Source organism: bacterium, assembly GCA_019695305.1.
GTDB lineage: Bacteria > UBA10199 > UBA10199 > UBA10199 > JAIBAG01 > JAIBAG01.
Map to the genome: position 1 here is coordinate 37,109 of JAIBAG010000003.1, position 14,113 is coordinate 51,221.

Annotated in this window: 12 protein-coding genes; 10 read left to right on the forward strand and 2 right to left on the reverse strand. The window is 41.9% G+C overall.

The genetic code is table 11. The annotated features are described in order from the left end of the window. Nucleotides 1-37 precede the first annotated feature (37 nt). Complete coding sequence (locus K1X76_02480) at nt 38-1,624, reverse strand: NAD(P)/FAD-dependent oxidoreductase (GenBank protein ID MBX7147927.1); 1,587 nt, start codon at nt 1,622-1,624, stop codon at nt 38-40. Between the two features lie 121 nt (nt 1,625-1,745). On the opposite strand from K1X76_02480, the gene purD reads away from it, so the two are divergent. Genes purD through K1X76_02500 form a run of 4 tightly spaced genes read left to right on the forward strand, consistent with a single transcriptional unit; the run spans nt 1,746 to nt 6,142 of the window. Continuing rightward, entirely contained in the window at nt 1,746-3,014 is a 1,269-nt protein-coding gene (gene purD, locus K1X76_02485; protein MBX7147928.1) for a phosphoribosylamine--glycine ligase, read from the forward strand. A 5-nt stretch (nt 3,015-3,019) separates the two neighbouring features. Continuing rightward, nucleotides 3,020-3,613, forward strand: coding sequence for a threonylcarbamoyl-AMP synthase (locus tag K1X76_02490; protein MBX7147929.1), 594 nt, complete (start codon nt 3,020-3,022; stop codon nt 3,611-3,613). 7 nt (nt 3,614-3,620) lie between these two features. Then, nucleotides 3,621-4,928 (forward strand): DUF1015 domain-containing protein, encoded by a 1,308-nt coding sequence (locus K1X76_02495; GenBank protein MBX7147930.1) that lies wholly within the window; start codon nt 3,621-3,623, stop codon nt 4,926-4,928. A 44-nt stretch (nt 4,929-4,972) separates the two neighbouring features. Beyond that, on the forward strand, nt 4,973-6,142 hold the full coding sequence (locus K1X76_02500) for an iron-containing alcohol dehydrogenase (GenBank protein MBX7147931.1): 1,170 nt from the start codon (nt 4,973-4,975) through the stop codon (nt 6,140-6,142). Between the two features lie 7 nt (nt 6,143-6,149). On the opposite strand, the gene trxA is transcribed toward K1X76_02500, so the two are convergent. Then, nucleotides 6,150-6,479, reverse strand: coding sequence for a thioredoxin (trxA, locus tag K1X76_02505; GenBank protein MBX7147932.1), 330 nt, complete (start codon nt 6,477-6,479; stop codon nt 6,150-6,152). Between the two features lie 218 nt (nt 6,480-6,697). On the opposite strand from trxA, the gene K1X76_02510 reads away from it, so the two are divergent. From K1X76_02510 to guaB, 6 genes are all read left to right on the forward strand, one after another. Continuing rightward, on the forward strand, nt 6,698-7,507 hold the full coding sequence (locus tag K1X76_02510) for a cytochrome c biogenesis protein (GenBank protein MBX7147933.1): 810 nt from the start codon (nt 6,698-6,700) through the stop codon (nt 7,505-7,507). Beyond that, nucleotides 7,507-8,796, forward strand: coding sequence for a glutamyl-tRNA reductase (gene hemA, locus K1X76_02515; protein MBX7147934.1), 1,290 nt, complete (start codon nt 7,507-7,509; stop codon nt 8,794-8,796). The genes K1X76_02510 and hemA overlap by 1 nt, the downstream gene beginning before the upstream one ends. Nucleotides 8,797-8,799: 3 nt before the next feature. Then, nucleotides 8,800-9,459, forward strand: a complete 660-nt coding sequence (locus K1X76_02520) for a hypothetical protein (GenBank protein ID MBX7147935.1) — start codon at nt 8,800-8,802, stop codon at nt 9,457-9,459. Beyond that, on the forward strand, nt 9,446-10,573 hold the full coding sequence (locus K1X76_02525) for a PQQ-binding-like beta-propeller repeat protein (protein MBX7147936.1): 1,128 nt from the start codon (nt 9,446-9,448) through the stop codon (nt 10,571-10,573). The genes K1X76_02520 and K1X76_02525 overlap by 14 nt, the downstream gene beginning before the upstream one ends. Nucleotides 10,574-10,576: 3 nt before the next feature. Continuing rightward, on the forward strand, nt 10,577-12,481 hold the full coding sequence (locus K1X76_02530; protein ID MBX7147937.1) for a DUF115 domain-containing protein: 1,905 nt from the start codon (nt 10,577-10,579) through the stop codon (nt 12,479-12,481). A 139-nt stretch (nt 12,482-12,620) separates the two neighbouring features. After that, entirely contained in the window at nt 12,621-14,081 is a 1,461-nt protein-coding gene (guaB, locus tag K1X76_02535) for an IMP dehydrogenase (protein ID MBX7147938.1), read from the forward strand. Nucleotides 14,082-14,113: the final 32 nt, after the last annotated feature.

Sequence of the window (14,113 nt, forward strand, 5' to 3'; positions counted from 1 at the left end):
TTATAACAATTAAATACACCATTGGCAATACCATTGTTTACACCAACTTCAAATAAACCCTCTTATCAATAATAGCGGCAGTAAGTAACCCCGCAAACAAAGCACCAATCACACCCACTGTTGTGGTATCTACTCCTGTTAAATAAAAATTCTTCACCGGGGTTTTCATGCGTAACTTGCGGCATGCAAAACGTTTGGGGGTGGATTCTAAACCGTAAATAGCCCCCTCGGTAGCGTGAGTAAAAAAGGTGGAGGAGAGCGGGGTTGCTAGCTCGTAGTAGTCGAGCATGGCCATTAAATCGGGAACCTGTTTTTTTAGTTCTGCCAGCATGCGGTCTTCAATTTGTTTTTTAAAGTCTCTATATTCCGGTGGGCGGCCTCCGCGACGAGAGGTTTGCCATTTCTCAAAGGGTTCCCAATCTACAAAGGTAATGCATTCACCCACGTGCCGCATTTCGGGCCCCGGGTTATAGCTGGGGTCTTTTAACGATTGAAACGACATGTAAAAAGTAGGGGCGCTAGAATTGGGATTTGAGACATCCCACTTGCACACCTTGTGTTCCCAACTGGGATAAAACCACATGCTGCCACTTGTGGCGCCGGCTTCTTTGATGTTGCCTTTAAAACCCATGTTTAAACATAAGTAAGGAGGTGAATGTGGAAGATTTAAAATTTCCTTGGCCCAGTTAGTTTGTAAAATGGAAGTAGGAAGTAATTTGTTGATGGAATTTTTAGCGCCTATAGCACTAATAATTTTTTTGGCGTAAAATTCACTGCCGTCTTTTAAACGCACACCTACAGCTTTGTTATTTTCTACAATCACATTTGTTACTTCGGCTTTTACCAAAGTGTTGCCACCACTTTTTTGTACCGTGCTTAATAAATGTTTGGCAAAAACTTCGGAGCCGCCCTTGGGATAACTGGCGCCATTCCAAAAAGCGCGCACCATCATGGCATGCAAACCAAAGCTGGCATCCTGCGGTAAATTACCGTAGTAACCCCATTGAGAAGTCAGTGCTGCTATCAATTTTTCGTTATTGGTAACTGTTTTAATGGCATCGTAAACGGTTACCAGCCACCAGTCTTTGTGGAAGAACCCTAAAATTTTATCGGCAATTTTGTGAACGCCTTCGGGCAAGCTTTGCAGGGCAAAATAGGCTTCCGATTCTTTTCCTACTTTATCTACCAAGTTTGCATAGGCATCAATGGCCTCTGCATCGTTTGGAAAAGTTTCTTTTAAACTCTTTTTAAAATCTTCTTTGCTGTTCATGTAGCGCACGCAAACATCGCCCGGGTAATAAAACCTGTCGTACGGTGGGCCAAAGGTAACAAATTCTACCGCATCGCCAAAAAGCCATTTTTTTACCTTGTCGGGTTTAATTTCGCCCAAGGCATGTACACCAATATCCCAGGTGTATCCCTTACGCGCGTAATTTTGAGTATAGCCACCGGGAATAAAGTGCTGTTCTAATACCAAAACTTTTTTTCCTTGTAAGGCCAAAGCGCCGGCACAAGACATACCGCCCATGCCGCTACCAATGATAATGAGATCGTAATGTTTTGAAAGAATGCTTTTATCTTTTGTGAAGTAAGTGGCGTTTTTATAGGGGATATGTTGTTCCATTGCGCTTAGTGTTGGCTGATTTTTTACAAAAGATCAAGCGCAGAGGGTTAAAAATGATAACAGTTTGTTACCCATTAAAATTCTTGTTATTTTGCCTTTTATCCACTATTTCAAACGTCCTATGAAAATTCTTCTCATTGGTTCGGGTGGTAGGGAACATGCTATTGCCTGGAAATTGTCGCAAAATCCTAAAATTACTAAAATTTTTTGCGCGCCCGGAAACGACGGATTAAATGATGTGGCCCAGAGTGTGGCTATTTCGGCTGTTGATGTGCCCGGGCTTTTAAACTTTGCCCAAAAAGAAAAAATTGATCTCACTCTTGTGGGTACCGAAATGCCTTTATCGCATGGTTTGGTAGATGAATTTGAAAAAGCCGGCCTGAGAGTGTTTGGTCCCAAAAAAAATGCGGCAGCGCTTGAATACTCCAAATGTTTTACCAAAGAATTTGCCACCCGGCACCGCTTACCCACCGCCGATTACGAAATTTTTCAATCTTCTGAGGAAGCACGTGCGTATCTTAAAAAGAAAAATTCTTACCCTATTGTTTTAAAGGCCGATGGTTTGGCTTTTGGTAAGGGTGTCATTATTGCTCAAAATTATGATGAAGCAGCAAATGCTGTAGAGCAAATGATGATTTACGAATCGTTTGGTACAGCTGGTCGCAAAATTGTGATTGAAGATTTTATGCCCGGTGAAGAAGCCACCTACATGGTTGCTACCGATGGAACCGATTATGTGGTGTTAGAATCGTGCCAAGATCATAAACGCATTTTTGATGGCGACAAAGGCCCCAACACCGGCGGTATGGGGGCTTATAGCCCTGCACCTGTAGTGAGCGATGATATTGACCGCAAGGTAAAGGCAAAAATTATTGAACCACTGTTAAAAGGAATGCGTGACGAAGGCCGAACGTACAAGGGTATATTGTATGCAGGTCTTATGATTTCCGACAACGAACCACGTTTGGTAGAATTTAACTGCCGCTTTGGTGATCCGGAATGTCAGGCTATTTTATTTAGAATGGAATCCGATTTGTTAGAATTAGTAGAAGCTGTAGTAGATGAGAACCTCTCCCGTTACAAAATTAAATTTTCGTCCGATGCCGCTGTGTGTGTGGTGTTGGCTGCTAAAGGTTATCCTGGAGAATATGCCAAAGGGGACACTATTAGTGGTCTTAACAAGGTTTCTAAAATGAAAGATGTATTTGTGTTTCATGCAGGAACTAAAAAAGAAAACAGCCATTTTGAAACAAACGGTGGCCGCGTGTTAGGAGTTACGGCGCGTGGTGCTACCCTAAAAGAAGCGGTTCATCGTGCTTACGAAGCGGTGGGTAAAATTGAATTTAACGGCATGCAGTACCGCAAAGATATTGGCGCAAAGGCGCTTTAAAATTTGTGAAAACTCTTACTGTGTCTCAAGCCTTAACCGTTCTTAACAGCGGTGGCATTATTGCTTATCCTACCGAAACTTTTTACGGCCTGGGTGGAAATCCCTTAAACGAAAACGTCCTTGAAAAAATATTTTCTATTAAAGAACGCGACCGTGGCAAGCCCGTATCAATTCTTATTAAAAATAACGAGGAGCTTTTAAACTGGGCCCAAGATATTTCGCCCCTAGCAAAAAAACTCATCCAACACTTTTGGCCTGGTCCGTTAACTCTTGTTTTTAAGGCAAAAAAATCAGTTTCACCTATTCTCACTGCCGGAAGCGGTACTATTGCTATTCGTGTTTCATCGCATCCTGTTGCTACAATGTTATGCGAAGCCTTTGGCAGCATTACCACTACAAGTGCCAACGTATCGGGAGCAGGTTCTATTTCTAGTGCTAAAGAAGTTGACGAACAGATTGGGGAGAGGATAGAAGGGGTAGTCACAAATGAGACATTGCCGGCAAGCCTAGGGTCGAGCTTTGTAGATGTGACAGGCACTACTCCTAAACTACTGCGTGCTGGTGATATAACCTGGGAATCCATTCAAAAATATTTATGAGGCTCTTATGACAAAAGAAAAAGTAAAACCCTTTACCGGAATTTTTTATAACCCAGAAAAAATTAAAGATTTATCTAAAGTGGTAACACCGCCTTACGATGTGATTAGCGCCGATTATCAAAACGCATTGTACGCGCGTGATCCTTATAATTTTGTTCAAATTGATTATTCGCGCGAACCCGATAACATCAAATATGTGTTAGCCGGCGATTTATACCACAAATGGCTTGCCGAAAACGTGTTGTTAAAAGACGATAAGCCTTCTTATTATTTTCATCATCATACTTTTACCTTACCTAACGGCCAAACAGTGGTGCGTAAGGGATTTTTTGGTTTGCGCCGTGTAGAAGATTTTTCGGAAGGGGGTATTAAGCCGCACGAAAAAACCCTGGATGGCCCCAAAGCCGATCGATTGATGCTGATGCGTTCTACAAAATCTAATTTATCGCCTATTTTTTCGCTGTATTCTGATCCTGAAAAAAACATTGATAGTTTGGTGGCTAAATTAAAACTCAAACCTCCTGTTTTTGATTTTAAAACCGAAGATGGGTATCGGCATCAATTGTGGAGAGAGTCTGACCCTACCGTTTGTAAATTTATTAGCGATAAAATTGCCGGACAAGCCGTGTTTATTGCCGATGGGCATCATCGTTACGAAACTGCTATTAATTACCGTAACGAATGTCGCCGCCAACACCCTCCGGGAGACGGCAACGAGGCTTTTAATTATGTGATGATGTATTTTTCCAACATGAACGATGAAGGCTTGGTAATTTTACCCATTCATCGTGCTCTTCATAGTTTGAGAAACTTTTCGGTAGAAAGTTTTGTAGAAAAACTTTCAAGCCAAATGAAGGTATTACCTTTAGGTGAAAAGTCCGATCAGGAGTTGCTGCAAATTTTGGCCGATGCCGGTAAAGAAGATCATGCCTATGCCATGATTACACCCGATAAAAAGCAATCGTTTTTGGTAAGCATTAAGCGCAGGGTATGGAAAACATCGCCGGTGGCTATTAATATTTCGCCCTCTCTTTTAGATTTGGATGTGACAGTATTACATCGTTTGGTGTTTGAAGAAATTTTACGCATGTCGCCCGAGTCGCAGGCGAATCAGGAAAATTTGATTTACTGGAAGGAAACCGAAAAGGCTATTAAAGAAACCCGTAATGGGGCTTGCCAACTTACGTTTTTACTGAACCCCACTAAAATTGAAGATATGGAAAAAGTGGCTTTGGCCGGTGAAAAAATGCCGCAAAAGTCTACGTTTTTTTATCCTAAAATTGTGTCGGGCTTGATGATTAATCCTTTGGAATAAAATTTCGGACAAGTCCAACGCGTCTGACAAGAGGGGAGAAGAAGATGGATTTTTTCCAATTTAATGTTCCCACCAAAATTGTTTATGGCGAAAATCTTTCGGCCGATTTTGCCGCCGAACTCGATTTAATTCCTATTTCCAAATATTTTATTGTTACCGACAAAATTATCCGCGACTTGGGTTTAATTACGGGTATTGAAGAGGGCATTAAAAATGCGGGGCGTGAAGTTACCGGAATTTTTAGCGAAGTACCTTCCGATTCGGGAGTAAGTGTTATTGAAAAATGCGCGGCTCTCATTAAAGAATCGGGGGCCGAAGGAATTATTGCCGTGGGCGGGGGCAGTGTTTTGGATACGGCCAAGGGAGCCAATATTCTTTTTTCACTCGGTGGCAATCTTGTTGACGATTACTCTGGCGCGCAAACCATCACGCAAGATTTATCGCCTCTGATTGCTATTCCCACAACGGCCGGTACCGGTAGCGAAGTAACCGAGGCTATCGTGGTAAAAGACGATCATTCGGCCACTAAACTTTCATTTGTTGATAAACATCTTTTACCCACACTCGCTATTCTTGATCCCGCACTTACAACGGGACTTCCACCCGTGATTACAGCAGCCACAGCGCTGGACGCTTTAACCCATGCTATTGAATCAATGATGAGTGTGCAAAAGGGGCCGGTGTCGGATGCATTAGCGCTTCAGGCTATTAGCCTGGTGCGCGACAATTTAATTCCTACTTTATCCGATCCTCAAAATTTTGATTTGCGCGGTAAACTTTTGGTGGCTTCTACTTTAGCGGGCATTGCCTTTAACCACGCCATGGTAGGGGTTGTGCATGCCGTTGCCCATACTATTGGGGCGCTCTTTCATGTACATCATGGAACCGCCAATGGCATTTTTTTACCCTTTGGGATGGAATATAATTTAGACGAACGTACCGAAGCCATTGCATCTATGGCAGCGGCTCTCCAGGTTAAAAACCCGGATGCTGATTTGAAAAAGAGAGCACTTCAGGTGATTGAGGCGGTTAAAAGTTTTAGGGAAGAGGTTAAAAAGGTGTGCGGACTTAAAACAACATTATCGGAAGTGGGAGTTACAAAAGCCGATCTTGCAACGCTCGCCGAAAAATCTCCGGATGACGGTGCCAGCTTTTATAACCCCCGTGAAGTCAATGCTTCCGATTTACTGCCTTACTTGGAAAAAGCTTTTTAGAAAGCTTTTATGCCAGGCCGTTAATCATATTTTGCAAGTTGGCTTTAGCACTAACACCAACCGATTGCTGAGCTACTTTTCCATCCTTAAAAAACAGAACGGTAGGAATACCACGTATACCAAATTGGGCGGCAACGTTTGGATTATCATCCACATTTAATTTAAAAACATTTATTTTGCCCACGTTTTCATCGGCTAATTCATCGATGATGGGGGCTAATGCGCGGCAAGGTCCGCACCAAACGGCCCAAAAATCTACCAGGCTGGGCTTTCCGGAATTTAAAACTTCGGTTGCAAAGTTATCGTCGGTTGCGGTTTTTACATTGGCTGAACTCATTGTGTGTTCCTTTCTGTATGTCTTATTTATGCCGGAGATGAAAAATGTCAAGGGTTTCAGTAACCCACCTTTGTCTCCTCCCTTAATCTAAGGGAGGAGAACTTGATCACAAAGTTTGGGAGGATATCCCTCCCCCTTAGATTAAGGGGGAGGCCAGGAGGGGGTTACTCAGAAATTACCTTGAATCTTCCCTCTGGGCGTATTACACAAGAGAACTCATGCCAAACTATACGTTTTCAAATGGTTTTTTTATTGTCTTGGGGCTTTATTTGGTAAGTTTTTTGGCCTTTTGTTTTCGCTTCATTTTTAAACGAAAAGTCTACGCTCTTTTAGCACTGCGTTTTACCATGGTAGGGCTTTTGGTGCATGGAATTGTTTTTATCACCCATCTGTTAAAACAGGGATATCCTTACTTTAATACCAGTTTCGAATCACTCCAGCTTACAAGTCTTATTATTGTGTTATTTTTTGTGATCTTTAGTTTTTTTTATCACTATTTGGCAGCCGGTCTTATTTTTATGTTTTTAGGCTTGTTCTTTTATATTTTAAGCATCACACGCTTGGTGGCCTACGCAGCTCCTCAGCATTTTTTACAAAATCCCTGGGCCTTTATTCATCTTGTTTTTATTTTTATGGGTGTGGGCGTGTTTATGGTGAGTTTTGTAACCGGGCTTATTTATCTCATCAAAGAATATCGTCTTAAGCACAAACAACTAGGTGGTTTTTTTGATAAAGTGCCGGCTTTGGATGAGCTGGATGCTATTCATTATCGCTCGCTGTATACCGGTTTTGTATTATTTACGCTGGGTATTATTACCGGTGCCGGTTGGTCTAAAAGTACTTTGGGTTATTATGTAACTAACGATCTCAAGTCACTTTTATCGATTGGGATTTGGATTTTTTTTGCACTTCTTCTTAATTTGCGCGTGTCGCAGGGCTTGCAGGGGCGTAAAGGAATTCTTTTATCTACCATGGGCTTTGTACTTTTTCTTTATCTTCTATTTAGGGTGCAAGGGGGAGGAGCCTAATGGATTATTTAGTGGTGGGTTTAAGCCACAAAACAGCCCCTATTAGCCTGCGTGAAAAATTATCGGTATCGGCCCAGGAATGCCCGCATGTACTGCACGATTTGACGGGTAAAATTCCCTCGCTTAAAGAAACTTTTTTTCTATCTACCTGTAACAGGATGGAAGTATATGCGGCTAGTAGCAATGCGCAAGATTCTATTCGTGATTTGGAAAGTTTTTTTTCTCATAAGGGGCAGTGTCCACTTGATACTATCCGTTCACATCTTTATACATATAAAAATTCGGAAGCCGTAACCCATGGGTTTAAAGTGATTAGTAGTCTTGATTCTTTGGTGGTTGGTGAAAATCAAATTGTGGGACAGTTTAGAGATGCTTTTGAAATTGCTTTTAAAGAGCATGTAACGGGAACCTATCTTAACCAATTTGTAAATCGTGCTTTTTATGTATCTAAAAAGGTGCGCGAAAATACGGCTGTGTCACTTGGGGCAGTATCGGTAGGGTCGGTGGCAGTACTGCTAACGCGGCAAATTTATGGAACGCTAGAAAATAAATCTATAGGCATTGTAGGCGCTGGCGAGATAGCAGAATTGGTTGTTCGCCATTTAAGCGAGCACAACATTGGCTCACTTCATTGTTTTAACCGTACTCAGGCTAAGGCGCAAGAATTGGCCTTTCGCTTAAACGGACAGGCTCATTCATTGGATAATTTGGAAAATATATTGGAGCAGGGGCTTGATATTGTGGTTACTGCTATTGAAAGCGATAAAGCTCTTTTGTTGGCCGATCAATTGCAAACATTAATGCATAAACGCAAAAACCGTTCTTTGATTTTAATTGATTTGGGCGTGCCACGCAACATTAATGCCGACTGTAATAATGTTGATAATGTGTTTTTATATAATATTGACGATTTAAAACAGGTGATTGAACATAACTCGAAAGAGCGTCAAAAAGAGGCCGAAAAAGCCTTTCTTATTGTTGAAAAAGAAGCTTCGAGATTCATGGATTTTATGGTAGCAAGAGATCCTACGTTGGTGCAGCTTGGAGCCAAGTGGGACGGTATTCGTAAAAAAGAGTTGGAAAGAACTATGAAAAAACTTTCCCACTTAAATAAAAACGATTTAGAAGCTGTAGAAAAAATGACCGAGGCTATTTTAAACCGAATTCTATTTGATCCGGTTTTAAGCCTTAAAAATGAGGCCGGTGATGAACGTAGTTGGCAGGCCAAAGATTTAATTCGCAAAATGTTCCGGTTAGATGAATCGGATTACGAAGGAAAGGACAATTAATTCATGTCACGTTACAAAAGACTTCCATTTGAAAATAAAAAGAAAAAACAGGATGAATTTATTTCTGCTGTAGATACCATTTTTTCCAAATTAGCTCCCTTTGCCTCCCTTATTTTTGTTTTAGTGATTGTTGGTTTTATAGGTGGCTTTGTTTATCTTTTTTTAAGCCACAAAAAAGACAGCGATCTTACTCAAATGAATGCTCAGGTTTTTGAGGTTTTAGAATCTACCGATGCGGAAGCTGGGTTACAAAAACTTGCCGATGAAAAAAAATATGCCTATTTGCCCACGCTTGAATTGCTTCATCGCTATGCAACGGCTGGTAATAACGAAAAATTAGATGCCGAGTTTAAAACTTTACTGGAGGAAGCGCCGGCCATTGTTAAAAATTACTATGTACTTCATTACGCCCATTATTTGGTTCAAAATCAAAAATGGGATGAAGCCACCCAGGCTCTTGGTTTGTTAACAAACAATAAAACTCAAGCCAACACAGAATTTGCCTCTTATTTAAAAGCCTTAATTGCATTAGGTAAAGGTAATAGTGAAGAGGGTTTAAAAACTTTAAAAGAGTTGTCTTCTACTGCAACGAGCTCTGTTAAGGAAAAGGCCGTGCAAACGTACCTTGTAGAACAAACTAAAGGAAATCATGAAAAATCTTAAATTTTTTATTCCTCTACTAGTTGTTTTGTTTATGTGTTCGGCGCTTTGGGCCAAAGACGAAAAACATAATCCTCCAAAAACACTTCATAAAAAAGTGGTAAAAACCTTATGGAGCCGAGGGCTTAAAAGCGGGGGATCTAAAAAAAGATTTTTTCCAGAAGCGTCATCCCCCACAACAGCTGATGGCAGAGTTTTTGTAGGAACTCATTCGGGTAATTTTTATGCAGTGAATGCGGCCTCTGGTAAAATATTGTGGACACTCCCCACCGAAGGCCCCATTGCTTCGCAGGCTTTAGCTGTTTCTCAAAATGTTTACTTTGGAAATAACAAGGGATGGTTTTATTCGGTAAACGCCGAGACGGGTACCAGAAACTGGAGTGTTTATCTTGAAAATGAAATTTTGGGTACGCCTGCTTTTGGACAAGGGAAAGTGTATGCTGTCACTACAGCGCGTCAGGTTTTTGCTATAGATGCCGACAATGGGCGAGTGGTGTGGAGTACGCCTGTATCAGGCTTTGATGCCAAAATGACAATGCGCGGTACCTCGGGTGTGGTGATACAGGGCGATCGCTTGTATATAGGTTTTGCCGATGGTCAATTGGTGGCCTTGTCGGCGGGTAATGGTTCGGTGGTGTGGTCGCGCATGTTGGCATTTAACCGCATTGGCTTTAGAGATTTAGATGCCGATATTACTATTGATGGTGATGCTCTTTATGTTTCTGGTTATTTTGGCAATATTTACAAATTATCGCGCTCGGGTGGTGATGTGTTGTGGAAAAAAGATATCAAGAGCGGCGTAAAATTGGAGGCAGGGAGCGATTCTTTATATGTATCTACAGCCGACGGGCATGTGATGAGCCTTTCAAAATCTAATGGTACTCGGATGTGGGATACAGGTCTTTATTCGGGAGCTCAATCGCCACCGGTTGTAGTAGGCAATACTGTGATTGTGGGTACCGAGGAAAACGGGGCTTATGTGTTGGATGCGGCTAACGGGCGTGTGCTTCAAACATTAGCCTTATCGGGTGGGTCTTTAAATCAAATTGCCGTGGATAGTAACCGTTTGTTTGTGTTATCCTCTTCGTCCGTTTTGTACGGGTTGATAGTTCCATAAACTATGTCCTTTTTTGAACGTAATTTAGCTGTTCTTAAAAAACGTTACCCCGAACTGGCACGCCAGATGGAGTTGTTAAAACCCGTTCCTGCCTTTTCTAGCTCTACTATTGAGGGCGAACCCGAAGTTATTCTAAAAACCAGCGATGGCAAAGAGTTTCCTTACCATGGTGGGGAATCCCCCAAAAAATACGCAAAAGAATTTGTTAAAAAGCTCGAATTTAAAAACCCGCGTGTGATTATTTTTGCGGGTATTGGTTTGGGGCATCATTTGTTGGAATATGCCAAAAATCCTCAGCCTACAAATAGAACAGTATTGGTTTTGGAGCCTTTTCCGTATTTGTTTCGCGAAGCCTTGGAGCAAACTGATTTAACGCCTCTTTTTTTGGCGTCTAATTTTGGTTGGTTTATTGGGCAAGATACGGCCAAACTCACTCAATTTTTTTCTTCATTCTTTTCCGAGTACCTTAATCTGTCTATGGCTCGCGCTATTGAATACGTTATTTATCCGCCGGCTTATAAGCTATCGGCGCCTTTTATAGATGAGGCACAAAAAAAGATTTTACCTGCTGTTATCACGCATCAGTTTAGCCGTTATTTTTGTGACCCGTACGATGCCCACATAGGCTATCAAAATACCTTGGATAATTTGAATTTGTTAAACGGTATGGCCGATTTTTCTAAAGCTAAAAATGCTTTTGAGGGAAAACCGGGTATTGTGGTGGCGTCGGGACCATCTCTTAACGAGAGCCTTCCTTATTTAAAAGAGGTGCAAAATAAAGCTGTTATAGCGGCCTGTCCTTCGGCATTAAAAGTGCTTGTTGATGCGGGTATTCATCCTCATCTATGGCTTAATGTGGAACGTGCCGAAATGCAGGGAAAATATTTTGAAGATCTTAAAGATAAGCCCCCCCATGTATTTGTGGGAAACATTTTAGTGCACCCGCGTTGTTACACGGGTAACCACGTTAACGGTAATGGGAGTTTAAATAGTTATATTTTGGGTGAAAGCGGATTGGCACGGTGGGTGCCTTTTTCTGGACCACGCTACGATCATGGCCATTCTTCGGCTCATACCGCATTTTTGTTACTGAAGGAATTGGGTTGTAAATCTATTTATTTAGTAGGCCAAGATTTATCCTATTTAGGTAAAGAAAGTCATGGTGAAGGCGTGTGGGATGAATCGGCCGTTGCCATGGCACAGCTTCAAGGTGATGAAAAAGCGGTAATACAGTTGCCCGGTAACAGCGGGAGCACAGTGACGGTGAATGCCTACTGGTATTTGTTTTTACAAACTTTTGTGAGTCAGTTGGTGCCTCAGTACGCCGGAAAAGTATACAATGTGATTCCTTCCACCATGGGAGTTAAAATTAACGGTACCGAGCGGCTTGATCCTCAAACCTTGCCACAACAATTAACCGAAAGTTTTGATGTGTTAGGTATTTTAGAAGCCAAACTTAGCCCGCCTAGTCCGGGCGAACAAAAGGAAACACGCGAAAAAATAAATGCAAAACTCCGTGTTACTCAAGAAGCGTTAAAGCGTCTTAAAACTTACGCCTCCGATTTTGCTTTAGCCTGTAAACAGTTTCAGTTTAGCGATGCTGTTTTGATAAAGGATTGGAACAAGGCTAAACCTGTTTTTGAGGCTTTCAAAAAAGCATCAGCTGCTTTTTCCGCACAGGCCGGGCCTGATGGCAGTGATAGTGAAGCTAAAGAGGTTTTTAAAGAGTTTGTTCATCCTCTTATACAGGGTATTTTTTTAAGAGGACAAATTGATTACTTTGGTGGCTCTGGCGAAGAGGAAGGTAATTTTTCTGAGTTACAGCGTAAGGCCGAACTTTTGTACCATTTGGCCAAAGACGAAGGTTTTTGGATTGACCGTCTTTTTCGTTTAATAAGCTCTCATTAACTCCATTTTAGCGAAAGTTATGAAAAAGCACAGGTATTGCGTGGTCTAGTTCCTACTGTATAGCTTTGGCCCGCACTTCATAATTTATAAAAAATGCTTGATTCAATCGGTGTTTTATCCTAAAGCCTCATAGGAACTCATGAAGAAAGAGTTCCCTCAAGCCTTAACATTTGATGATGTTCTTTTGGTTCCTGCCAAAAGCCAGGTTCTTCCGCGCGATACTAAAACCCAAACAAAATTAACCAAAAAAATAACGCTTAATATCCCTATTTTATCATCGGCTATGGATACAGTTACCGAGTCGCGTACGGCTATTAGCATGGCTCGTCATGGCGGTATTGGTATTATTCATAAAAATATGAGTATTGCCGATCAGGTTGAGGAAGTTCATAAAGTAAAAAAATCTGAATCGGCCATTGTAGCCGATCCTTTAACGGTAGATCCCGATGAGCCGCTAAGTGTAGCTCTAGCTCTTATGAAACGTTATGGGATTTCGGGCTTACCTGTAACCAAAGCGGGCAAGCTGGTGGGGATATTAACCAACCGTGATTTGCGTTTTTTAAAAGATCAAAAACAAAAAATTAAAGAGGTAATGACCAGTAAAAACCTTGTGACCGTAGATGAAAAGGTTCATCTCGATCGTGCTCGTGAATTGTTACAAAAGCACCGAATTGAAAAGCTCTTGGTTGTTGATAAAAAGGGCCATTTAAAAGGGCTTATTACCGTTAAGGATATCGAAAAATCGGAGCATTTTCCTAATTCTGTTAAAGACAGCTATGGTCGGCTCCTTGTGGGTGCGGCGGTGTCGGTAGGGGACGATGGCTATAATCGGGCCAAGGCATTATATGAAGCCGGTGCCGATGTGGTGATTGTGGATACGGCCCATGGGCATTCTCAAATGGTGCTGGATACGGTAGCACTCATAAAAAAGAAAATTCCGGCCTTGCAGATTATAGGCGGCAATATTGCCACCGGCGAAGCTGCTAAAGATCTTATTAATGCTGGTGCCGATGGTGTTAAGGTAGGGGTAGGGCCCGGTTCAATTTGTACAACCCGTATTGTGAGTGGTGTGGGTGTGCCTCAAATTTCGGCCATTCAATATTGTGTGGAAGTAGCCTCCAAGTTTGGTATCCCTCTTGTATCCGACGGCGGTATTAAATTTTCGGGTGATATGATGAAAGCCTTGGCTGCAGGTGCCAGCACGGTGATGATAGGTTCTTTATTTGCCGGTACCGACGAAGCGCCAGGTGAAGTGGTGCTGTATCAAGGTCGTAGTTATAAAGTATATCGTGGTATGGGTTCTATTGGCGCCATGAAAAAGGGTAGCCGCGACCGTTACTTTCAATCGGATATTGATGAAGAATCCAAATTTGTTCCCGAAGGTATCGAAGGCCGTGTTCCTTACAAAGGGTCTTTGGCCGAAAGTATTTATCAGCTTACCGGTGGTATTCGTTCGGGCATGGGTTATTTGGGCTGCAAAACAATTGAAGAAGTGCACAAGAAGGCCAAGTTTGTGTCGATCACATCGGCCGGTTTGCGTGAATCACATGTGCATGATGTGATTATCACCAAAGAAGCTCCTAACTACAACGTTTCTTAAGCTGTATTTCGTTCGTGTTTCAACGAAGGACG

Coding starts and splice junctions, on each gene's coding strand:
- K1X76_02480 (MBX7147927.1), bottom strand. CDS start 1,624: ATGGAACAACATATCCCCTATAAAAACGCCACTTACTTCACAAAAGAT.
- purD (MBX7147928.1), top strand. CDS start 1,746: ATGAAAATTCTTCTCATTGGTTCGGGTGGTAGGGAACATGCTATTGCC.
- K1X76_02495 (MBX7147930.1), top strand. CDS start 3,621: ATGACAAAAGAAAAAGTAAAACCCTTTACCGGAATTTTTTATAACCCA.
- K1X76_02500 (MBX7147931.1), top strand. CDS start 4,973: ATGGATTTTTTCCAATTTAATGTTCCCACCAAAATTGTTTATGGCGAA.
- trxA (MBX7147932.1), bottom strand. CDS start 6,479: ATGAGTTCAGCCAATGTAAAAACCGCAACCGACGATAACTTTGCAACC.
- K1X76_02510 (MBX7147933.1), top strand. CDS start 6,698: ATGCCAAACTATACGTTTTCAAATGGTTTTTTTATTGTCTTGGGGCTT.
- hemA (MBX7147934.1), top strand. CDS start 7,507: ATGGATTATTTAGTGGTGGGTTTAAGCCACAAAACAGCCCCTATTAGC.
- K1X76_02520 (MBX7147935.1), top strand. CDS start 8,800: ATGTCACGTTACAAAAGACTTCCATTTGAAAATAAAAAGAAAAAACAG.
- K1X76_02525 (MBX7147936.1), top strand. CDS start 9,446: ATGAAAAATCTTAAATTTTTTATTCCTCTACTAGTTGTTTTGTTTATG.
- K1X76_02530 (MBX7147937.1), top strand. CDS start 10,577: ATGTCCTTTTTTGAACGTAATTTAGCTGTTCTTAAAAAACGTTACCCC.
- guaB (MBX7147938.1), top strand. CDS start 12,621: ATGAAGAAAGAGTTCCCTCAAGCCTTAACATTTGATGATGTTCTTTTG.